19 protein-coding genes are annotated in these 20,889 nt (G+C 73.0%); 16 read left to right on the forward strand and 3 right to left on the reverse strand.

The features are described 5' to 3' along the window. Positions 1-90 precede the first annotated feature (90 nt). Positions 91-1,365, reverse strand: a complete 1,275-nt coding sequence (locus ACZ7OH_RS22110) for a DUF58 domain-containing protein (protein ID WP_400905216.1) — start codon at positions 1,363-1,365, stop codon at positions 91-93. Positions 1,366-1,391: 26 nt separating this feature from the next. Continuing rightward, entirely contained in the window at positions 1,392-2,462 is a 1,071-nt protein-coding gene (locus tag ACZ7OH_RS22115; RefSeq protein WP_470282472.1) for an AAA family ATPase, read from the reverse strand. A gap of 307 nt (positions 2,463-2,769) precedes the next feature. Here ACZ7OH_RS22115 and ACZ7OH_RS22120 point away from each other — a divergent pair, with 307 nt between their 5' ends. From ACZ7OH_RS22120 to ACZ7OH_RS22195, 16 genes are all read left to right on the forward strand, one after another. Continuing rightward, on the forward strand, positions 2,770-3,117 hold the full coding sequence (locus tag ACZ7OH_RS22120) for a hypothetical protein (protein WP_470282473.1): 348 nt from the start codon (positions 2,770-2,772) through the stop codon (positions 3,115-3,117). After that, positions 3,110-3,685, forward strand: coding sequence for a DUF3558 domain-containing protein (locus tag ACZ7OH_RS22125; protein ID WP_470282474.1), 576 nt, complete (start codon positions 3,110-3,112; stop codon positions 3,683-3,685). Before ACZ7OH_RS22120 ends, ACZ7OH_RS22125 begins: the two co-directional genes overlap by 8 nt. Positions 3,686-3,697: 12 nt before the next feature. Then, positions 3,698-4,255, forward strand: a complete 558-nt coding sequence (locus tag ACZ7OH_RS22130; RefSeq protein ID WP_470282475.1) for a PPE domain-containing protein — start codon at positions 3,698-3,700, stop codon at positions 4,253-4,255. Continuing rightward, positions 4,252-4,980, forward strand: a complete 729-nt coding sequence (locus tag ACZ7OH_RS22135; RefSeq protein ID WP_470282476.1) for an ESX secretion-associated protein EspG — start codon at positions 4,252-4,254, stop codon at positions 4,978-4,980. The genes ACZ7OH_RS22130 and ACZ7OH_RS22135 overlap by 4 nt, the downstream gene beginning before the upstream one ends. A 428-nt stretch (positions 4,981-5,408) precedes the next feature. Next, positions 5,409-5,840, forward strand: a complete 432-nt coding sequence (mraZ, locus tag ACZ7OH_RS22140; RefSeq protein ID WP_086670270.1) for a division/cell wall cluster transcriptional repressor MraZ — start codon at positions 5,409-5,411, stop codon at positions 5,838-5,840. A 211-nt stretch (positions 5,841-6,051) separates the two neighbouring features. Next, entirely contained in the window at positions 6,052-7,005 is a 954-nt protein-coding gene (gene rsmH, locus ACZ7OH_RS22145; RefSeq protein ID WP_470282477.1) for a 16S rRNA (cytosine(1402)-N(4))-methyltransferase RsmH, read from the forward strand. Then, on the forward strand, positions 7,002-7,724 hold the full coding sequence (gene ftsL, locus ACZ7OH_RS22150; protein WP_470282478.1) for a cell division protein FtsL: 723 nt from the start codon (positions 7,002-7,004) through the stop codon (positions 7,722-7,724). Before rsmH ends, ftsL begins: the two co-directional genes overlap by 4 nt. Further along, on the forward strand, positions 7,724-9,646 hold the full coding sequence (locus ACZ7OH_RS22155; protein ID WP_470282479.1) for a peptidoglycan D,D-transpeptidase FtsI family protein: 1,923 nt from the start codon (positions 7,724-7,726) through the stop codon (positions 9,644-9,646). The genes ftsL and ACZ7OH_RS22155 overlap by 1 nt, the downstream gene beginning before the upstream one ends. A 226-nt stretch (positions 9,647-9,872) precedes the next feature. After that, complete coding sequence (locus ACZ7OH_RS22160) at positions 9,873-11,417, forward strand: UDP-N-acetylmuramoyl-L-alanyl-D-glutamate--2,6-diaminopimelate ligase (protein ID WP_470282606.1); 1,545 nt, start codon at positions 9,873-9,875, stop codon at positions 11,415-11,417. Next, positions 11,414-12,916, forward strand: coding sequence for a UDP-N-acetylmuramoyl-tripeptide--D-alanyl-D-alanine ligase (locus ACZ7OH_RS22165; RefSeq protein WP_470282480.1), 1,503 nt, complete (start codon positions 11,414-11,416; stop codon positions 12,914-12,916). Before ACZ7OH_RS22160 ends, ACZ7OH_RS22165 begins: the two co-directional genes overlap by 4 nt. Further along, positions 12,913-13,995: a phospho-N-acetylmuramoyl-pentapeptide-transferase gene (gene mraY, locus ACZ7OH_RS22170; protein ID WP_470282481.1), complete on the forward strand. Its 1,083-nt coding sequence runs from the start codon at positions 12,913-12,915 to the stop codon at positions 13,993-13,995. The genes ACZ7OH_RS22165 and mraY overlap by 4 nt, the downstream gene beginning before the upstream one ends. Positions 13,996-13,998: 3 nt before the next feature. Then, positions 13,999-15,459: a UDP-N-acetylmuramoyl-L-alanine--D-glutamate ligase gene (gene murD / locus ACZ7OH_RS22175; protein ID WP_470282482.1), complete on the forward strand. Its 1,461-nt coding sequence runs from the start codon at positions 13,999-14,001 to the stop codon at positions 15,457-15,459. Continuing rightward, complete coding sequence (gene ftsW, locus ACZ7OH_RS22180) at positions 15,446-16,957, forward strand: putative lipid II flippase FtsW (protein ID WP_470282483.1); 1,512 nt, start codon at positions 15,446-15,448, stop codon at positions 16,955-16,957. Before murD ends, ftsW begins: the two co-directional genes overlap by 14 nt. Beyond that, the gene (gene murG / locus ACZ7OH_RS22185; RefSeq protein ID WP_470282484.1) at positions 16,954-18,078 is read left to right on the forward strand and encodes an undecaprenyldiphospho-muramoylpentapeptide beta-N-acetylglucosaminyltransferase; all 1,125 of its coding nucleotides are present in this window, start codon (positions 16,954-16,956) and stop codon (positions 18,076-18,078) included. Before ftsW ends, murG begins: the two co-directional genes overlap by 4 nt. Continuing rightward, complete coding sequence (gene murC, locus ACZ7OH_RS22190) at positions 18,071-19,468, forward strand: UDP-N-acetylmuramate--L-alanine ligase (protein WP_470282485.1); 1,398 nt, start codon at positions 18,071-18,073, stop codon at positions 19,466-19,468. The genes murG and murC overlap by 8 nt, the downstream gene beginning before the upstream one ends. Positions 19,469-19,472: 4 nt before the next feature. Beyond that, positions 19,473-20,303, forward strand: coding sequence for a cell division protein FtsQ/DivIB (locus ACZ7OH_RS22195; RefSeq protein WP_470282486.1), 831 nt, complete (start codon positions 19,473-19,475; stop codon positions 20,301-20,303). Here the strand turns inward: ACZ7OH_RS22195 and ACZ7OH_RS22200 are convergent. Next, a complete protein-coding gene (locus tag ACZ7OH_RS22200; protein ID WP_470282487.1) occupies positions 20,293-20,796 on the reverse strand; it encodes a TFIIB-type zinc ribbon-containing protein in 504 nt (167 codons plus the stop codon). The genes ACZ7OH_RS22195 and ACZ7OH_RS22200 overlap by 11 nt on opposite strands. Positions 20,797-20,889: the final 93 nt, after the last annotated feature.

A 20,889-nucleotide genomic window follows, 5' to 3' on the forward strand; every position in this document is an offset into this window, starting at 1 on the left:
GCGAGTAGGGGGCAGGCGAGTGGCGCGAGGCGGCGGTGGGCACCGCAGCGCCCTGGCCGGCGGGCCGGCTTCCGCGCCGGTGCTGCGCGCTCATCGCGGACCGCCGATCAGCGTGCCGCGGCGGGCGCCGCTTCGGCACAGCTCGGCCCACACCTGCGGCATCGGCGAGCCCGGCCCGGCGATCACCACGCCCCAGCCGGCCGCGCGCAGCAACGCCGCCGAATCCTCCGTCGCCGCGGCGCGCTGCTCCGGTGCGCTCACCCCCGCCGACCACGTCGGCGTGTCGAGCAGGACCGCGAGGCTACGGATCCCGCGCGGGCGGTACTGGGCCAGCTCGTGCACCGCTTCGGTGCTGACCGTGCCGAGCACGGCGATCAGCTCCTGGCCCTCGCCCGGGTCGCCGGCCAGCGTGATGTCGCGCTGGTGCGCCGGCTGCAGCGCCGCCAGCGCGTCGAGCACGACGTTGTCGTAGTGGTCGCCGCCCTCGCCCGGGGTGTCAGCGAGCGTCACGCCGTGCTCGCTGACCAGCCGGACGCGGTGCCCGGACCGGCGCAGGTGCACCGCCGCCGACGCCGCGAACGACACCGCCCACTCCAGGCTCGCGGCCGGGCCGCTGCCGTGGTGGGCGGCCGCGCGGTGGTCGAGCAGCACCGTCGTGCCGCCGCGCCACGGCCGTTCCTCGACGCGGACCATGATCTCGTCGCGGCGCGCCGTCGAGCGCCAGTGGACCTTGCGCAGGTCGTCGCCCTGGCGGTACTGGCGGACGATCACGTCGGCCTCGCCCTGCCCGGCGTGCAGCCGGACCGTGCCGTCGTCGCCGACGCCGATGCCCGCGCCGCTCGGCAGGCCCCACAGCGGGACCACCCGCGGCACGACGACCAGCCGCGAGTGCCCGATCAGCTCGCGCTCGAACTCGCACAGCCCGAACGGGTCGGTGATGGTCGCGCGCAGCGGCCCGACCTGCTGGATCCCGCGCAGCACCGGCTGCAGCGGGTAGCGCAGCGCGACCTTCCGGTCGTGCGGGAGGCGTTCGACGACGAACCGCGGCCGCGAGCCCAGCGCGTACGGCACGCCGTCCTCGAGCAGGATCTCGCCGGCCGGCAGCCGCCCGCTGCGCCACAGCTCCAGCTGCACCTCGCCGGCGCCGCCGACCGCGACGCGCTGGGGGTGCAGCGCACGGGTGGCGCCGATGCGCAGCCGGGTCGCCGAGATGAACACGGCCACCAGCAGCGGCAGCGCCACCACGAAGACGGCGACCCGCAGCAGGTCGCGTTCGTTGAGCACGAACGAGCACACCGCGGCCGCCAGCCCCGCGGCCAGCAGACAGCGGCCGCGGGTGGTCAGGCCGGACAGGGCACGCAGCACGTCGTTCTCTCCCCTTCGCCGGGTGCTTACTGGGGCCGGGAGCCCTGCGGCACCGGCACCCGGTGCAGCACCGCCCGCACGACGTCGGTCGCCGACCGGCGCGCCGCGTGGGCCTCGGTGGTCAGCACCAGGCGGTGCGCGAGCACCGGCACCGCGACCGTGTGCAGGTCGTCCGGCACGACGTAGTCGCGCCCGGACAGCGCTGCCTGCGCCCGCGCCGCGCGGACCAGGTGCAGCGTCGCGCGCGGGGACGCACCGAGCCGGATCTCCGGGACCTGGCGGGTGGCCGAGACGACGTCGACGGCGTAGCGGCGGACCTCCGGCGCCATGTGCACGCCGCGGACCGTCTCGATCAGCCGGTGCACGGTCTCGCCGTCGGAAACCGGCTGCAGGTCGTCCATCGGGTTGTGCCCGGCGTGCTCGTCGACCATGGCCAGCTCGGCCTGCTGGTCGGGGTAGCCGATGGAGACCCGCGCGGTGAAGCGGTCGCGCTGGGCCTCGGGGAGGGCGTAGGTGCCTTCCATCTCGATCGGGTTCTGGGTGGCGATCACCATGAACGGCTCTTCGAGGTGGTAGGTCGAGGTGTCGACGGTGACCTGGTGCTCTTCCATGCACTCCAGCAGCGCCGACTGCGTCTTCGGCGAGGCGCGGTTGATCTCGTCGCCCACCACGATGTTCGCGAACACCGGGCCGGGCCGGAACTCGAACCCGCCGCTCTGCCGGTTGTAGATGGAGACGCCGGTGACGTCGCTGGGCAGCAGGTCCGGCGTGAACTGGATGCGGCTGACCGTGCAGTCGATCGACCGGGCCAGCGCCTTCGCCAGCGACGTCTTGCCGACGCCGGGCACGTCCTCGACCAGCAGGTGGCCCTCGGCGAGCAGCGTGACCAGCGCGATCCGGATGACGTCGGGCTTGCCGACCAGGACCCGCTCGACGTTGGCGGCGATCCGCCGCGCGGTTTCGTGCAGTTCGTCCAGCGACACTCTGGCGGGGCGGCCGGGGGCCCGGCCGTTGCCCGTGGACTCCGCCGGGTAAGGCGGCCGTCCGGCTGCCTGCTCGCCCGATCCGGGCGTCGCAGACTGGATTCTCGACGTCACTCGACCTCCTGGTGGCGCATGGCCGCGCGCACCGTGCGCACCGCCGGGCCCGAACGGCCCCCATCGCTGCTGTCCGCGCGCAGCGACCAGCCTTCCACCCAGTGTGTCAAACCCGGGCGAACCTGGGGGCGGAACCCCGGGAAGCCCCGGGGAACACGCCCGGCGCGACGATCGATGACACTGCGCAAGCAGGGACGATACCCCGAACGGGTGTGTTGTCACCCGATTCTGGGCGCTCCCGCTGACACCCCGCGCTGTTCTATGCTCCGATACGAGTTCGCCCGGCTACGGAGAGGCGTAACCGCTCATGAGCGAGGTGCGGGGGCAGACGTACGACGTCCGCGGGTTCGCGGTCGCGCCCGAGCTGGCCACGGACGCCTACGCGAAGCTCGGCCAGCTGCAGGACGTCGTCGGCGAGATGGTCCGCGAGGCCAAGGTGCTCGGCCGGACCGTGCCGCTCGGCGGCGGGTACGCGGGGGAGATCGGCAAGTTCATGGCCGAGTACGGCATCGGCGGCCGGGGCTCGGCCGTCCAGCAGCTGACGGCGTTCGGCAAGGAGCTCGAGGCGTTGAAGCACCGGATCGGCCAGGCGCTGGCGAAGTACCAGCACGCCGACGAGCAGGCGGCGGACGGAGTGGACTGCACGGGTGGCTGACCGGGTGCGCGAGGAGCCGGGGGCGCGCCGGCGGCGGACGGGCCGGTGGCTCACGCCCGTCCTTCTCCTCTTGCTCGGCGGCTGCGGGCAGCAGCCGTCCGCCGAGCCCGCCGGCGCGGGGCACACGTCGGCTTCCGCCACCGCCGAGCCGCCGCCCGTGGCCTGGACCGGCCTCGCCGCGCTGGACCCGTGCGCGCTGCTCACCCCGCAGGACCGCTCGACCGCGGGGATCGGCGTCCTCGGCAAGCCCAAGGACATCGCCGGCGCCCGTGCGTGCGACTGGAGCGTGCCCGGCACCTTCGGCGTCACCGTGACCCTCAGCGACACCGACGGCCTGGCCGACCTCGAAGTCACGAAGAAGACGGCCACGAAGACCACGGTCGGCGCGCACCCGGCGCTGCAGGTGGCGGACAAGAAGGCCGCCGACGGCACCTGCGCCGTGCTGCTCGGCGTGGGCGACGCGGCCAGCGTCCAGATCGACGTCAGCAACACCGGCTTCTCGGACACCCCGCTCGCCTGCCGCCGCGCGGGCACGGTGGCCGGGCTGGTCGAACCGAAGCTGCCCTGAGAGAGGTGCGCCGTGCCCGAACCCCCCGTTCCGACCGCGCGGTACGAGTCCTACAGCCACGAGGCCATGGCCGCGGAGGTCGCGCGGGACAACGACCCGGTCGCCGCGGGTGAGGCGGGCGCGCGCTGGGACGGGCTGGCGAAGCGGCTGCACGAGTCGACCGCCGACCTCGCCGCGCTGGTCTCGTCGTCGGAGGAGAACTGGCGCGGCCAGGCGGGGGACGCGGCGCGGGCGGCGCTGGGCCGGGCCGCGCAGTGGCTCTCGCACTCGGCCGCCGTCTCGGCGTCGGTGGGCAGCGCCGTCGGCGCTCAGGCGGAGGCGGCCGCGCGGGCCCGGGCCGACATGCCGCCGCCGGTGGTCTACGACCCGGCGTCGATGATCCGGGACGCCGCGTCGTCCGGGAACGTGCTGGTCCTGGCCGGGCTCGCCGACGAGATGGCGGCCCGCCGAGCGGAGGCGGAAGCGGCGCGCCAGAAGGCGATCGACGTCATGCGGACGCGCGACGCGGCGTTGCGCGGCCACGTGCCGGCCGCGGACTTCGAGGCGCCCCCGACGCTGGGGCCGGCTTGATCCGCGTTTCCGCGTCGGCGTTCGACATCCTCTGGACGGACCTGGGCCACGACCGCCCGCCGGAGCCGCTGACGGTGCGCAGCGTCGGCGCGACGGAGGAGGAGCGCGCCGAGGTGCGGAAGGCGGTGTACGAGAACCTCGCCGGCCGCGGTTTGTACGACGGTTCTCGGCTCGAGCCGGCGCTGGCGGCGCGGCTGGAGGTGCTCGCGGCCGGCGAGGTGTACGTGGCGTGCGAAGCGCTGGCGGACATGACGTCGGACTTGCCGTTCCGCGCGGTGACGGCGGTCCACGGTCGCCGCGGCGTGCTGGCGACCCAGCCGGAGCAGACGATCGCGCTGGATTCGATCGGCGCGGGCGAGCTGTGCACGGCGATCGTGGACGTGCTGCCGGAGCTGACGGCCGGGCCGGGGTACGGGATCAACCTGTCGGCTTCGGCGTTGGCGGACCCGTCGGCCGCCTCGGGGGCGGCGTCGGCTCAGCTGCAGGAGGTGCTGGCGATCCAGGCTCGGCCCGTGTATTCGGCGGGGCAGTTCAGCGTCAGCCGGCGGGAGGCTTCGGGGCGGGTGTCCCGGGTCGGCGGGTTGACTTGGTTCGATACCGACGTAGGGGCGTACTGCGCTACGAAGACCGCGGGGCGGGGTGGGCAGGAGTGGGTGAACGTGAGCCCGGTCGACAGCGCCCGGCTCGCCTCGCGCATCGCGGCTTTGGTGACCCCCGAGGACTGACCGGTCGACCGGTGCCGGAGGTCGTCGACTCGCCTCACCGGGGAGCGCTGAGCCTTCGTACCGCGAGCCCCACCCGCGTCCCCACCGGGCCCCACCCGGGGTCCCCACCCAGCCCCACCCCGGGCCCCCACTCGCCCCCACACCGAGCCCCCTGGGTTCTTTCGCGGCCGTTATGCGGACGCATGGGGAACAGCTGAGGTTGCTCCGGCCCCCGGCACGGGGGATCTTGGCCACCGTCCCCCACACCACCCCCCACCTGCCCCCACCCTGCTGACCTGCGCAAACGGACCACACGACGGAGTGAGCCGCCGGTTTCCCGCGTTGACTGTGGTGAAAAGTGGGGTACGGTGGTGGCCAGTGGGGCGGAAGGGAAGCCCCGGAGCCGCAGCCGGAGGTTCGCCACCGGATGCGGTAGGGAGGTGGAGGCCGTGTTCCTCGGCACCCACACCCCGAAGCTGGACGACAAAGGGCGGCTCGCGCTGCCCGCGAAGTTCCGTGACGCCTTGGCGGGTGGGCTGATGCTTACCAAGGGGCAGGACCACTGCCTCTTCGTCTTCCCCCGCGCCGAGTTCGAGCAGATGGCGCGCAAGGTCGCCGAGGCCCCGTTCACCAACGAGGCGGTTCGGGCCTACCAGCGCTACCTGTTCGCGGGCACGGACGAGCAACGGCCGGACGGCCAGGGGCGCATCAGCATCGCGCCCGAGCTCCGCCGCTACGCGGGGCTCAGCAAGGAGTGCGTGGTGATCGGGGCGATCACCAGGCTGGAGATCTGGGATGCCCAAGCGTGGCAGGGCTACCTGGAGGAACACGAAGACAGCTACGCGAAGGCTCGAGAGGAAGTACTGCCGGGCGTCTTCTAGACGCGCGGACGCGGTGCACCGTCGTCGTCGGGGGACGAGGGGTTCGCCGCCCGCGCCACGGGGGAAGCCCACCCGGATGCCGTGAGGCCTCTGTCCGCTCAACAGCCCTGGTGCACCTTCCCCGGTACCAGGTCGGCAGCGGGCGGACAGGGACCTGACGGCATCCGCCATATTTCCCCCGAGCCGCCCAGGCGAGAAAGGGGGAGGGAACATGACGGCACCCGAGCACGTCCCGGTGCTGCTCGACCGCATCGTCGAGCTGTTCACTCCCGTGTTCGCCGACCGCGACGGCGTCCTCGTGGACGCGACCGTCGGTCTCGGCGGGCATTCCGACGCCCTCCTCGAAGCGTTCCCGCGGCTGCACCTCGTCGCGCTCGACCGCGACCCGGCCGCGCTCGAAAAGTCGGCGGAGCGCCTCGCGCGCCACGGCGACCGCGTCGACTTCGTGCACACCGTCTACGACGGACTCCCGGAAGCCCTCGACGGCCTCGGCATCGCCAAGGCCGACGGCATCCTGTTCGACCTCGGTGTCTCGTCGATGCAGCTGGACCGCGCCGAGCGCGGGTTCGCCTACTCCAAGGACTCGCCGCTCGACATGCGGATGGACCCGACGACCGGGTTCACCGCCGCCGACGTCCTCAACACCTACGCGCCCGGCGAGCTGATCCGGATCCTGCGCGACTACGGCGAAGAACGCTTCGCACAGCGGATCGTCAAGGCCGTCGTGGCCGCGCGGGAGAAGGAGCCGTTCACCACCAGCGGGCGCCTGGTCGAGCTGCTCTACGACGCCGTCCCGGCCGCCACCCGCCGCACCGGCGGGCACCCGGCCAAGCGGACCTTCCAGGCACTGCGGATCGAGGTCAACGGCGAGCTGGAGGTGCTGCGCCGCGCCATGCCCGCCGCGCTGGGCGCCCTGCCGGTCGGCGGCCGGATCGTCGTCGAGTCCTACCAGTCCCTGGAAGACCGGCTCGTCAAGCAAGCGCTGGCCGAGCTCGCGAAGTCCCGCACCCCGGAGGGGCTCCCGGTCGAACTGCCGGGACACGGACCGGAGCTGAAGCTCCTGACCCGGGGCGCCGAAAAGGCCGGCGAAGAGGAGATCGAACGGAACCCGCGCGCCGCCTCGGTGAGGCTGCGGGCCGCAGAGAGGATCGGAGAGCCGCGATGACCGCTCCCGCGAAGTCCCGCCGCCCGGCCGCGCCGGCGACGCGGGGCCGCAGCGAGGCCGCCCGCACCTCGACCACCGTCGAGCCGGAGCCGCAGACCACCCAGCCGGGCAAGGCCGCGCCGCGCCGCGCGTCCCGGGGCCGCACGTCCGCGGCCGAGCGCGCCTACGCGCGCCGCGCCCAACGGGCCGACCTCCTCAAGGAGCGCGAGCCGCGGCCGCGGCCGAAGGCCGAACCGGCGGAGCCGAAGCCCAAGTTCACGCTGCGGCTGCCGAAGTCGCGCGCGTCGTTCGTGCTGATGATGATGGCGCTGCTGGCCGCCGGCGTGGCGACCACGCTGTGGCTGACCACGCAGGCGATCGCCGACTCCTACCGGCTCGAGCAGCTGCGCACCACCAACGCGAACCTGGCCGAGACGAAGGAACAGCTGCAGCGCGACGTCGCGAAGGCGGAGTCGCCCGCATCGCTGGCCCCCGCGGCCCAGCAGCTGGGCATGGTGCCGGGTGGCGACCCGGCGCGCATCGTCGTCGGCCCGGACGGGAAGACCTCGCTCGTCGGCGAGCCCAAGAAGGCCAAGGCGGACACGCCGGCAGCGCCGGTCGCGCCGCCGGCCGCGCCCGCCGCGGGCACCCAGTCGCAGCAGGGCGCGCCGATCGAGGGTGACCAGCCCGCCGTGCCGGCCGACGAGCAGCCGCCGGCGCAGCCCGGAGGCGGCCAGTGATGGCTGCCGGCCGGGGGCAGGCCCGCGCGCGGACCAGGGGCAGTGCGCGGCGGACCTACGCCGCGGGGACGCGCAGCGCGGCCGCGCGGCGGGGCAACGGCGGCCACCGCGGCCGGTTCTCCGCCGTGCGCCTGATCCTGGTCGCCGTGTTGCTCGTCGCGGGCGTGAAACTGGTGCAGGTGCAGTGGTTCGACGCCGCGGCGCTCTCGGCCGCGGCCGAGCGGCAGCGCACCCAGACCATCGACATCCCGGCCCAGCGCGGGTCCATTGTGGACCGCAACGGCGCCAAGCTGGCGTTCAGCGTCGAGGTGCGCTCGCTGTCGGTGAACCTCAAGGCGCTCCACAAGAGCTTGGACGACTTCGCCACGAAGAACCCGGGCACGAAGAAGACGTTCGACAACGAGACCGCGGCCGCGGCGAAGTACATCGCGGCCAAGGTGCCGAACCAGCTCACCGAGCAGCAGCTGCTCGACCTGCTCCGCAAGCCGGCGTCGTTCACCTACCTGGAACACAACGTCGAGCCGTCGGTCGCCGCCGACATCGTCAAGAACTACCCGTGGATCGCGGTGGAGAAGCGGGCGCTGCGCGAATACCCGGGCGGCAGCCTGGCGTCCAACATCGTCGGCGCCGCGAACTGGCGCTCCGACGACCCCGACGTGTCCAAGCACAACCTGCACGGCCTGGTCGGGCTGGAACTCGTGCGCGACAACGACCTGGCGGGCACGCCGGGCCGGATGCTGGTCAACACGAAGAACGGCAGCGACAACGTCGTCATCCCGGGCACCGAGCGCGACCTGCAGGCCGCCGTGCCGGGGTCGGACCTCGAGCTGACCATCGACTCCGACCTGCAGTACGAGGTGCAGCGGCAGCTGTCGGACTACGTCCAGCAGTCGCACGCCAAGGGCGGGCAGGCGGTCGTCCTCGACGCCAAGACCGGCGAGGTCTACGCGCTGGCCAACGACACGACGTTCGACCCGAACGACCAGTCGACCTGGACCAACGAGGACCTCGCCAACCCGGCGGTCACCACGCCGTACGAGCCGGGTTCGGTCAACAAGGTGGTCACCGCGACCGGGGCGATCGACTACGGCATCGCGACCCCCGAGTCGACGGTCCAGGTGCCCGGCGCGCTGCAGGTGGCCGACAAGACCGTGCACGACGCCTGGACGCACGGCACGCAGACGTTCACCACCACCGGGATCTTCGCGAAGTCGTCCAACATCGGCACGCTGCTGCTGGCGCAGAAGATCGGCGAGGAGCGCTACTCGGACCTGCTCAAGAAGTTCGGGCTCGGCCAGCGCACCGGCGTCGGCCTGCCCGGCGAGAGCGCGGGATCGGTGCCGGCGCGCAGCCAGTGGTCGGCGACGACGTTCGGCAACCTGCCGATCGGGCAGGGCCTGTCGATGACCGTCCTGCAGATGGCGGGGATGTACCAGGCGATCGCGAACGACGGCCTGCGCGTCGAACCGCGGATCGTCAAGGCGAAGGTGAACCCGGACGGGACGACCGTGCCGGAGCCCGCGCCGAAGCAGGTCCAGGTGGTCAACCCGCAGACGGCGAAGACGGTGCGCGACATGATGCGCGCGGTCGCGCAGGACGGCAAGGGCCTGCAGAAGGGCACCGCGCCGACGGCGGCGGTCGAGGGGTACCAGATCTCCGGCAAGACGGGCACCGGCCAGCAGGTCGACCCGCGGACGAAGGCCTACAGCGACCACCTCTACAACATCACCTTCGCCGGCATCCTGCCCGCCGACCACCCGCGGTTCGTGGTCGCGATCCGGCTGGACGCGCCGGACACGACGCTGCCGGTCGGGCACTCCGCCGCGCCGCTGTTCCACACGATCGCGTCGTACCTGACGCAGCGGTACCAGATCCCGCTGTCGGACGGCCCGTCGCCGGAGGTCCCGCTGATCGTGCCGTGAGCACGGTGCGTCAAAGCCCCCTCACCCGCGGGAGGGGGCTTTAACGCGTCCACTGTGCACAGCGGAGGGGAAAGCGTTGCGGCGCAACGAGGTGCGCCCCGCTACCTAGCACATGTGCCTCAGCCGCCCGCAATCGCCGTACCGCGTGCGGGTGCCTCGGACGGCCGCCGGTAGCCTCTTGGCCGTGTCCGTGTCCTCGTCCAGTTCCCAGGTGCCGGAAAGCCCGGTGAAAGCGGTCCCCGCACCGCCCCGCCCGGCGCGCATCGACCCGGTCCCGCTGGCGACGCTGCTCGCCAGGGCGGACGCGCGGCTGATCGCCGGCTCGCCCGACGCCGCCGACCTCACCGTCACCGGCACCACCCTGCGGGCCCAGCACGTGCTGCCCGGCGACCTCTTCGCCGCACTGCCCGGCGCCCGCGCGCACGGCGCCGACTTCAGCGACCAGGCGATCGCGGCCGGGGCCGTCGCGGTGCTCACCGACGCCGAAGGCGCCGAGCGGCCCGCCCTGCGCGACGCCGGCGTCCCGATCCTCGTGCACGCCGACCCGCGCGCCGCCCTCGGCGAGATCGCCGCCTGGATCTACGGCGAGCCCTCGCTGCGGCTGGCCGTCCTCGGTGTCACCGGCACGTCCGGCAAGACCACGACGTCCTACCTGGTCGACGCCGGCCTGCGGGCCGCGGGCCTGACCACCGGCCTGATCGGCACGGTCGAGACCCGGATCGCCGGCGAACGCCTGGTCAGCGGCTTCACCACGCCGGAGGCACCGGACCTGCAGGCGCTGCTCGCGGTGATGCTCGAGCGCGGCGTCACGCACGTGCCGATGGAGGTCTCCAGCCACGCGCTCGCGCTGGGCCGGGTCAACGGCACCCGGTTCGCGGTCGGCGCGTTCACCAACCTCTCCCAGGACCACCTGGACTTCCACAAGGACATGCAGGAGTACTTCGCCGCGAAGTCGCTGCTGTTCGACGGCCGCTCGACCACCGAGGTCGTCGTGGTCGACAGCGCCTGGGGCCAGGCCCTGCTCACGCCGCAGACGATCACCGTCACCACGGACCCGGGCACCAACGCCGCGTGGAAGGCCACCGACCTGCAGGCCACCCCGCACGGCGAGCAGACCTTCACGCTGCACGGCCCGGGCGGCCTCAGCGCGCCCGCCCGGATCCCGCTGCCCGGCGAGTTCAACGTCGCCAACGCCGTGCTCGCCGCCGCGATCCTCGGCAGCGCGGGCATCGCCCTGGAGCACATCGTCACCGGGCTCGCCGAGGTGCAGGTGCCGGGCCGGATGGAGCGGGTCTACGTCGGCCAGGAGTTCACCGCCGTCGTCGACTACGCCCACAAGCCGGCCGCGGTCGCCCAGGGCCTGGACGCGCTGCGCGCCCGCGCCGAGGGCCGGATCATCACGGTGCTCGGCTGTGGCGGCGACCGCGACACCGCCAAGCGCCCGATGATGGGCGAGGCGGCGGCCCGGCGCAGCGAGGTCCTGATCGTCACCGACGACAACCCGCGCTCCGAGGACCCCGCGGCCATCCGCGCCGCGATGCTCGCCGGCGCCCGCGCCGTCGGGCCCGCCGAGGGCGGCGAGGTCCTCGAAATCGGCGACCGCCGTGAGGCCATCGAGCACGCCGTCGCGCTGGCCGAGCCGGGCGACATCGTCTTCCTCGCCGGCAAGGGGCACGAGTCCGGCCAGGAGGCCGGCGGCGTCGTGCACCCGTTCTCCGACCGCGACGAGCTGGCCGCGGCCATCCGCAACAAACTCGAGGTGAGTGTGTGATCGTGCTCAGCCTGGCCGAGATCGCCGACGTCGTCGGCGGCCGGCTGCACCGCGCGGACCCGGGCACCCAGGTGACCGGCAGCGTCGAGTTCGACACCCGGAAGCTCACGCCCGGCGGCCTGTTCGTCGCCCTGCCGGGGGAGAAGGTCGACGGCCACGACTTCGCCGCGCAGGCTGTCGAGGCCGGCGCCGTGGCCGTGCTGGCCGCGCGCGAGGTCGACGCGCCCGCGATCGTCGTGCCGCCGCTCGCCGCGGGCGAGGCCCACGAGCGGTCGGTCGCGCTGACCGGCGACAAAGACGGCTCCGGCGCCGCCGTGCTGGCCGCGCTGGCCAAGCTCGCCCGGTTCGTCGTCCAGCGCCTGGCCGAGGGCAACCTGACGGTCGTGGGCGTCACCGGCTCGTCCGGCAAGACGTCGACCAAGGACCTGATCGCGCAGCTGCTGGAGCCGCTGGGCCCGACGGTCGCGCCGCCCGGGTCGTTCAACAACGAGCTGGGCCACCCCTGGACGGCGTTGCGCGCCGACGCGGAGACCCGCCACCTGGTGCTGGAGCTGTCCGCGCGCGGGCCCGGCCACATCGCCCATCTCGCCGAAATCGCCCCGCCGAAGATCGGCGCCGTGCTCAACGTCGGCAGCGCGCACGTCGGCGAGTTCGGGTCCCGCGAAGGCATCGCGAAGACCAAGGGCGAGCTGGTCGAGGCGCTGCCCGAGGACGGCGTCGCGGTGCTCAACCTCGACGACCCGCTGGTCGCGGCCATGGCGAGCCGCACGAAGGCCCGCGTGGTGTTCTTCGGCGAAAGCGCGTCCGCGCAGGTCCGGGCGACCGGCATCACGCTCGACGACCAGGCCCGCGCGTCCTTCCGGCTGGTCACCCCGGCCGGCGAGGCGGACGTGCGGCTGCCGCTGCACGGCGAGCACCACGTGAGCAACGCGCTCGCGGCCGCCGCGATCGCGCTGGAGCTGGGCTCGTCGCCGGCCGAGGTCGCCGTGCGGCTGTCGGCCGTCCAGCGGCGCTCGGCGCGGCGCATGGAGGTCGTCACCCGCGAAGACGGCGTCACGATCCTCAACGACTCCTTCAACGCCAACCCCGAGTCGATGCGGGCCGGCCTGAAGGCCCTCGCGGCGATGACGCGGGAGTCCGGCCGCCGGTCCTGGGCCGTGCTCGGCGTGATGGGCGAGCTCGGCGCGGACGCGGTCACCGCGCACGACGAGATCGGCCGGCTGGTCGTCCGGCTCAACATCGCCAAGCTCGTCGTGATCGGCCCCGAGGCGGCGGCCATGCACCAGGGCGCGCACCAGGAGGGTTCCTGGGGCGAGGAGTCGGCACTGGTACCCGACGTCGAGGCCGCGATCGCCCTGCTGCATGATCAGCTCCGCCCGGGGGACGTGGTGCTGGTCAAGGCCTCCAAGGCCGCCGGCCTCTGGCGGGTCGCCGAAGCTCTGCTCGAACCCCGGGAAACCGACAACTCCGAGAATCGCTCGAACGGTGGTGACGCGTGATCAGCATCCTGATCGCGGCCGCGGCGGGCCTGCTGGTCTCCATCATGCTGACGCCCTACCTGATCCGGGTGTTCTCCCGGCAGGGCTTCGGTCAGGAGATCCGTGAGGAAGGCCCCCAGGGACACAAGTCCAAGCGCGGTACCCCGACCATGGGCGGTGTCGCGATCATCATCGCGATGGTCGTCGGGTACTTCGCCGCGCACTTGATCAACTGGATGTTCAACTCCCGCAGCGGCGCGCCGACGGCCTCCGGGCTGCTCGTGCTGATGCTCGCGGTGGGCCTGGGGATCGTCGGGTTCCTCGACGACTTCATCAAGATCCGCAAGCAGCGCAACCTGGGGCTGAACAAGACCGCGAAGCTGGTCGGCCAGCTGGTGGTCACGATCGCGTTCGCGGTGCTGGCGCTGAACTTCGCCGACTCGCGCGGCATCACGCCCGCGTCGGTCAGCCTGTCCTACGTCCGCGACCTCGCGCTGATCACGTTCCCCGCGGTGTTCTTCGTGATCTTCTGCTACATCGTGATCTCCGGCTGGTCGAACGCGGTGAACTTCACCGACGGCCTCGACGGCCTGGCCGGCGGCTCGGCGGCGATGGTGCTGGCGACCTACGTCGTCATCGCGTTCTGGCAGGAGCGGCTGAACTGCGCCAACGGCCCGGCGCCCGCCTGCTACGACGTCCGCGACCCGCTCGACCTGGCGGTGGTCGCCGCCGCGGCCACCGGCGCCTGCGTCGGGTTCCTCTGGTGGAACGCGGCCCCGGCGAAGATCTTCATGGGCGACACCGGCTCGCTGGCCCTCGGCGGCCTGGTCGCCGGGCTCTCGATGACCACTCGCACCGAGCTGCTCGCCATCGTCATCGGCGGCCTGTTCATGGTCGAGATGATCTCGGTGGTCGCGCAGATCGCGGTGTTCCGGACCACGCGGCGAAGGCTCTTCCGGATGGCGCCGTTCCACCACCACTTCGAACTCGCCGGGTGGGCGGAAACCACGGTCATCATCCGGTTCTGGCTGCTGTCGGCGATCTGCTGCATGTTCGGGCTCGGCCTGTTCTACAGCGAGCAGCTGGGCTTCGGAGGCTAGGAAATGACAGTGGCGCGAAGCGCCTCCGTTGAGGGCGGTGGTGGGGAAGAAGGTCGGGGGGAGATCTCCGGTCGTCACGTTCTCGTCGCGGGTGCCGGGGTCACCGGGAAGTCCGTGGTCCCGGTGCTGGTCGAGCTGGGCGCTCGCGTAACCGTCACCGACGGCAACGCCGAGCGCTTGGCCGAGCTGGAGGGCTTGGGTGCCGAGCTGGTGCCCGGCCTGACCGAGCCGCCGTCCGACGTCGTCCTCGTCGTCACCAGCCCGGGCTGGCGGCCGACGTCGCCGCTGCTGGTGGCCGCGGCCGAAGCGGGCGTCGAGGTGATCGGCGACGTCGAGCTGGCCTGGCGGGTCGGGCGGCTGCGCGAGCACCCGCCGTCGTGGCTGGTCGTCACCGGCACCAACGGCAAGACGACCACCGTCGGCATGCTCGAATCGATCCTCAAGGCGGCCGGCAGCAACGCCGTGGCCTGCGGGAACATCGGCTACGCGGCCCTCGACGCCGTCCGCGCGGGCTACGACGTCCTGGCCGTCGAGCTGTCGAGCTTCCAGCTGCACTGGTCCTCGACCCTCGCGCCGGACGCGGCCGTCGTGCTCAACCTGGCCGAGGACCACATCGACTGGCACGGCTCGATGGAGGAGTACGCCGCCGCCAAGGGGCGCGTGTACACCCGCGCCAAGGTCGCCGTGCACAACGCCGACGACGAGTGGTCCACCCGGATCGCCGAAGAACACGCGCCGGAAAGCGCCCGCCGCGTCGGCTTCCGGCTGGACACCCCGCGGGCCGGCGAGCTGGGCCTGGTCGAGGAGCTGCTGGTCGACCGCGCTTTCGTCGCCGACCCGGCGACCAGCGCCGAAGAGCTCGCCACGCTGTCGGACGTCCGCCCGGCCGGCCCGCACAACGTCTCGAACGCCCTCGCGGCGGCCTCCCTGGCCCGCGCCCACGGCGTCTCGCCGGAGGCCGTGCTGAAGGGCCTGCGCGAGTACCAGCCGGCCCCGCACCGGGCCGTCGAGGTGGCCGAGGTCGCCGGCGTCCGGTACGTCAACGACTCGAAGGCGACCAACCCGCACGCGGCCGCCGGGTCGCTGCGGGCGCACGAGTCGATCGTGTGGATCGCCGGCGGCCAGCTCAAGGGCGCTTCGGTCGACGAACTCGTGAGCAGCATCGCCGGCCGCCTCCGCGGGGTTGTGCTACTCGGCGTCGATTCACCCGTGATCGCCGCCGCGGTCGCGCGACACGCGCCGGATGTCCCGGTGAACAGCCTCCGTCCGGGTGACCATGAACCCATGACTGCGGCGGTGAGTGCGGCCAGCGCGATGGCCCGGCCAGGTGACGTGGTGCTGCTGGCACCCGCCGCGGCGTCGTTGGACATGTTCCGCAACTACGGCGAACGCGGCGACGCGTTCGCCGCGGCGGTGCACGTCCTCCGCGACGACGCAGCGGGGGAGCCGAGTGACGGTCACTGAGCCCAAGACACCCCAGCCCCGGGAGACGCCGAAACGGCCGCGCCGCGAGCGCACGGAAAGCGGGTTCGTCGCGTTCCGGACCGCGCTGACCGCGTGGCTGTCGCGCCCGCTCGCGTCCTTCCACCTCGTGCTCGCCCTCACCGGCGTGCTCACCGTCATCGGCATCGTCATGGTGCTCTCGGCGTCGTCGGTGGCGTCCTACAACCCGAAGACCGGCAGCGGGGTGTACTCGCTGTTCATCAAGCACCTGGTGTTCGTCGCCATCGGCTCGGTCGTGTTCTGGCTGGGCCTGCGGGTCAAGCTGGAGCGGATCCGCGCGATGTCGGCCACCGCGACGGTCATCTGCCTGGGCCTGCTGGTCCTGGTCCTGACGCCGCTCGGCTCGACGGTCAACGGCTCGCAGGGCTGGTTCAAGCTCGGCGAGTTCACCTTCCAGCCGGTCGAGGCCGCCAAAGTCGCGCTGGCCTTCTGGGGCGCGCACATCCTGGTGATCAAGTACAACGTGATCCACCAGTGGCGGCACCTGCTCGTGCCGGTGGTGCCGATCGCGCTGCTGATGTTCGCCCTGGTCATGCTGCAGCCCGACCTCGGTGGCACGGTCACCCTCGCGGTCGTCCTGCTGGCGCTGCTGTGGTTCGCCGGCGCCCCGAAACGGCTGTTCGGCGTGATCCTCGCGGGCGGCCTGGCCGGCGTGCTCGTGCTCGCCCTCATCGCCCCCTACCGGCTCGCGCGGGTCATGTCGTTCCTCTCGCCGGACGCCGACACCAGCGCCGAAGGCTTCCAGGCCAACCAGGCCAAGCTCGCGCTCGCCGACGGCGGGTTCCTCGGGAAGGGCCTCGGTCAGGGCGCGTCGAACTGGGGCTACCTGCCGAACGTGCAGAACGACTTCATCTTCGCCCTGATCGGCGAGGAGCTCGGCCTGATCGGCTGCGTGGTCGTGCTCGCCCTCTTCGCCGGGGTCGCGATCGTGGGCCTGCGGATCGCCACCCGCAACATCGACCCGTGGATCCGGATCGTCTCCGGCACGCTCACGGTGTTCCTGGTGGCGCAGGCCGGCATCAACATCGGCTACGTCGTCGGCCTGCTGCCGGTCACCGGCGTCACGCTGCCGCTGATCTCCTACGGCGGCACCTCGCTGGTGATCACCATGCTCATCATGGGGGTGCTCGCGAACGCCGCCCGGCACGAACCGGAGGCGGTGGCCGCGCTGCGCACACAGGGGCCGGGTAAATTCGGACGCCTGCTGCGGCTGCCCGCGCCCGACCCGTACCGCCCGCCCGCCACCCGCAAGGCGGCGGCCCGCGGCGGGGCGAAGGCGGCCAGGCCCGCGCCCCGTGCGGCGCGGGCCGCCCCGGCGCAGGAACGACGCAGGTCGGTCCGCGAACCGGTGCGCCGCAGCGCGGCACGGACGAGCACGGCCACGTCTCGCGGCGGGGCCGCGCGGACAACAGCGAGCCGTGGTACCCGGAGTACGGCGAACCGGAGAGGTCATTGGTGAGTAACCCCGTCAAGGGAGCCGAGCGAGCCGCCTCGGGCCGAGGGCCCGTGGTCGTGGTCGCCGGAGGTGGCACCGCAGGACACATCGAACCCGCCCTCGCCCTGGCCGACGCCGTCATGCGGCTGCGCCCGGACGCGACGGTCGTGGCGCTGGGCACCGAACGCGGCCTGGAGAACAAGCTCGTCCCGGCCCGCGGCTACGAGCTGGAGCTGATCCCGCCGGTGCCGCTGCCGCGCAAGCCGACACCGGAGCTGCTGCGGCTGCCCCTGAAGGTCCGCGACTCGGTCCGCAGGACCCGTGAGGTGCTGGACCGGGTCGGCGCGGACGTCGTCGTCGGCTTCGGCGGCTACGTCGCCCTGCCGGCCTACCTGGCCGCGCGCGGGCGCGTCCCGATCGTCGTGCACGAGGCCAACCAGTCGCCGGGCCTGGCCAACAAGGTGGGCGCGCGGTTCGCGCGCCGCGTCGCGGTCGCCGTCCCGGGGACGCCGCTGCCGAAGGCCGAGGTCGTCGGGATCCCGCTGCGACGCTCGATCACCTCCCTCGACCGCGCCGCGCTGCGCGCCGAGGCCCGCGAGCACTTCGGGCTGGACCCGGACGCGCCGACGCTGCTGGTGTTCGGCGGCTCGCAGGGCGCCCAGTCGATCAACGCCGCGGTGTCCGGAGCGGCCAAGGACCTGGCCGACGCCGGCGTCGGCGTGCTGCACGCGCACGGCCCGAAGAACACGCTGGTCGTGCAGGAGTTCCCGGGCCGCCCGGCGTACGTGCCGGTGCCGTACCTGGAGCGGATGGACCTGGCGTACGCGGCGGCCGACGTCGCGATCTGCCGCTCGGGCGCGATGACGGTCGCCGAGGTGACCTCGGTCGGGCTGCCCGCGGTGTTCGTCCCGCTGCCGATCGGCAACGGCGAGCAGGCCACCAACGCGCGCCCGGCCGTCGACGCCGGTGCGGCGCTGATGGTCGCCGACCCCGACCTCTCCCCGGCCAAGGTCGCCGAGCTGGTCGTCCCGCTGGTCACCGACGCCGACCGCGTCGCGAAGATGGGCGCGGCGGCGGTCGGCATGGGCCACCGCGAGGCCGACGAGACCCTCGCTCGCATCGTCCTGGAGGCCGCTGGTGCTTGAGTTGCCTGAAGAACTGCGCCGGGCGCACCTGATCGGGATCGGCGGGGCCGGCATGTCCGGCGTCGCGCGGATCCTGCTGGCCCGCGGCGCTTTCGTGTCGGGCTCGGACGCCAAGGAGTCGCGCGCGCTGCTGTCGCTGCGAGCCCAGGGCGCCGAGCTGTTCGTCGGCCAGAGCGCTTCGAACATCACGGCGCTTTCGCAGCCGCCGTCCGCGGTGGTCGTCTCGACGGCGATCAAGGAGACGAACCCGGAGCTGGTCGCGGCGCGCGCCGCGGGGATCCCGGTGCTGCACCGGGCCGAGGCGCTGGCCGGGCTGATGGAGGGCCACCGCGTCGCCTGCATCGCGGGCACGCACGGCAAGACGTCGACGACGTCGATGCTGACCGTGGCGCTGCAGCACTGCCGGCTCGACCCGTCGTTCGCCATCGGCGGCGACCTGAACGAGTCCGGCGCCAACGCCCATCACGGCGAGGGCGGCATCTTCGTCGCCGAGGCCGACGAGAGCGACGGCTCGTTCCTGACGTACTCGCCGTCGGTCGCGGTCGTGACGAACGTCGAGCCGGACCACCTGGACCACCACGGCACCGCCGAGGCGTACACGAAGGTGTTCACCGAGTTCGTCGACCGGATCGAAGAGGACGGGCTGCTGATCGTCTGCGCCGACGACGAAGGCTCCGACGCACTCGGCGACGCCGCCGAGAAGCGCGGGGTCCGCGTGCTGCGCTATGGCTACTGGGTCAGCGGGCCCGACGACGCCAAGATCATGTCCTACGAGCCGCGGCCCGACGGCGGGGTCGTGCGGATCTCGCTGAAGACCAAGCTCATCGACGTCACGGTCGCGGTGCCGGGCGACCACATGGCGCACAACGCGATCGCGGCTCTGCTGGCCGGGGTCGAGCTCGGGGCGCCGGTCGAGGGCATGGTCGAGGGGCTCGCGGCGTTCGGCGGGGTCCGGCGCCGGTTCGAGTTCAAGGGGCGGGCGGCCGACGTCCGCGTCTACGACGACTATGCCCACCACCCGACCGAGGTGTCCGCGCAGCTGCGCGCGGTGCGCACGGCGGCCGGGTCCGGCCGGGTGATCGTCGTGTTCCAGCCGCATCTGTACTCGCGGACCAAGGCGTTCTCGGCGGAGTTCGCCGAGGCGCTGTCGCAGGCCGACGAGGTCGTCGTGCTGGACGTCTACGGCGCCCGCGAGGAGCCGGAGCCGGGCGTGACCGGGGCGCTGATCGCCGACGCGGTGACCGTGCCGGTGCACTACGAGCCCGCGTTCGACGTCGCCGCCGGTCTGGTGGCGGGTCTCGCGCGCCCGGGCGACCTCGTCGTCACCATGGGCGCCGGGGACGTGACGCAGCTGGGGCCGGAGATCCTCGCCGAGCTGGAGAAGCGCTGAGCCCATGAGTCCGACCAGGGAACGCCGCCGTCCGCCCTCCGAGGAGGAGACCCCGGATCGCGCCACCCTGGCCCGCCAACGGCGTGGGCGGCGTTCCGAGGAGGAGCGCCGCCGCACCCGGGTCGCGCGCTCGGTCCCGCGCAACCGGCCGAACCGGCGGGTCGAGATCCGCCGCCGGTGGGTGGCGCTGCTGTCGGTGCTGACCGTGATCGCCTTGGTGTACCTGCTGTTCTTCAGCTCGATGTTGGGGGCCCGGGACGTCTCGGTCAGCGGGTCCCGCACGGTGACCGCGGACCAGATCCGCGCGGTGGCGGCGGTGCCGCTGGACAAGCCGATGCTGCGGCTGAGCACGGACGAGATCCGCGACCGGGTGGCGGCGATGCCGGGCATCGCGACGGTCGAGGTGTCGCGGTCCTGGCCGAGCACGGTCGAGATCACGGTGACCGAGCGCACGGCGATCGCGTTCTTCGACAGCGGCCCGGGCGGCGACGGAGTCCACCTGGTCGACGGCGGCGGCGTGGTGTTCAAGACGGTGCCGTCGCGGCCTTCGGGGTTGCCGGAACTCAAGTTGCCGAAGGTGTCGGCGGACGACCCGGTGACGCGCGCGGTGACGGCGGTGCTCGGGGTGATCCCGGAGCAGTTGCTGAAGCAGGTCACGACGGCGACGGCGAAGACCCCGGCGAGCGTGGAGTTCACGCTGTCGAGCGGCAAGATCGTCCGCTGGGGGACGGCGGAGCAGACGGACCGGAAGGCGAAGGTCTTGGCAGCGCTATTGACCCAGGACGGCAAGGTCTACGACGTCGCGGCGCCTGAGCTGCCGACCATCACTTCCTGACTTCCGGGGGCTCGGTGGGCAGGGATGCCCGCAGCCGCCGGATGAGCCGGAGGACGTCGTCCCGGTTCTTCGCCGACTTCAGCCAGTCCGGAAGCCGCTCCACCAGGCTCATCGTGCCCGGGATCGGCCCTCGCTCCCGAAGCCGGGCGGCGACGTACGACTCCAGGAGATCCAGGTGGTCGGCGTTGTACGCCCAGAGGAGGTGGCCGCGGCAGTCCGCCTGGAGCCACAGCGGTTGCCGGAAGTAGGGATCCGCGGGTTCGCCGAAGACCGGCGTCACCGGGAAGGCGTCCTCGGCCAGGCCGCAGGCGCGGCAGCGCAGCCGTCGCCGGGCCACTCGGTGACCCCCGCCGGCTCGGAATTCCGGCGCTCCGAGGTGGGCGAGCACGGTCGCGCACTCACCGCACGCCGGGCAGCGCACCAGCACCTCGCCCGCGAACCGCCCCAGGCGGACCAGCGGGTCCCGGAACCGCCCGGCCCCTTGGTCGCTCACCAGTTCATCCTGCCCGGCTCAGACCCCGTCGTCAGGTAAATAACGTGCACTCTTGTTCTCGTATGCCGTACGATCTCGTACGGCATACGACAA

Source organism: Amycolatopsis sp. NPDC114478 (assembly GCF_055633805.1).

Excerpts from the sequence above, each read along its gene's own strand:
- ACZ7OH_RS22120 (WP_470282473.1), top strand. The coding sequence starts at position 2,770 with ATGAGCGAGGTGCGGGGGCAGACGTACGACGTCCGCGGGTTCGCGGTC.
- rsmH (WP_470282477.1), top strand. The coding sequence starts at position 6,052 with ATGACGGCACCCGAGCACGTCCCGGTGCTGCTCGACCGCATCGTCGAG.
- ftsL (WP_470282478.1), top strand. The coding sequence starts at position 7,002 with ATGACCGCTCCCGCGAAGTCCCGCCGCCCGGCCGCGCCGGCGACGCGG.
- ACZ7OH_RS22155 (WP_470282479.1), top strand. The coding sequence starts at position 7,724 with ATGGCTGCCGGCCGGGGGCAGGCCCGCGCGCGGACCAGGGGCAGTGCG.
- murD (WP_470282482.1), top strand. The coding sequence starts at position 13,999 with ATGACAGTGGCGCGAAGCGCCTCCGTTGAGGGCGGTGGTGGGGAAGAA.
- ACZ7OH_RS22195 (WP_470282486.1), top strand. The coding sequence starts at position 19,473 with ATGAGTCCGACCAGGGAACGCCGCCGTCCGCCCTCCGAGGAGGAGACC.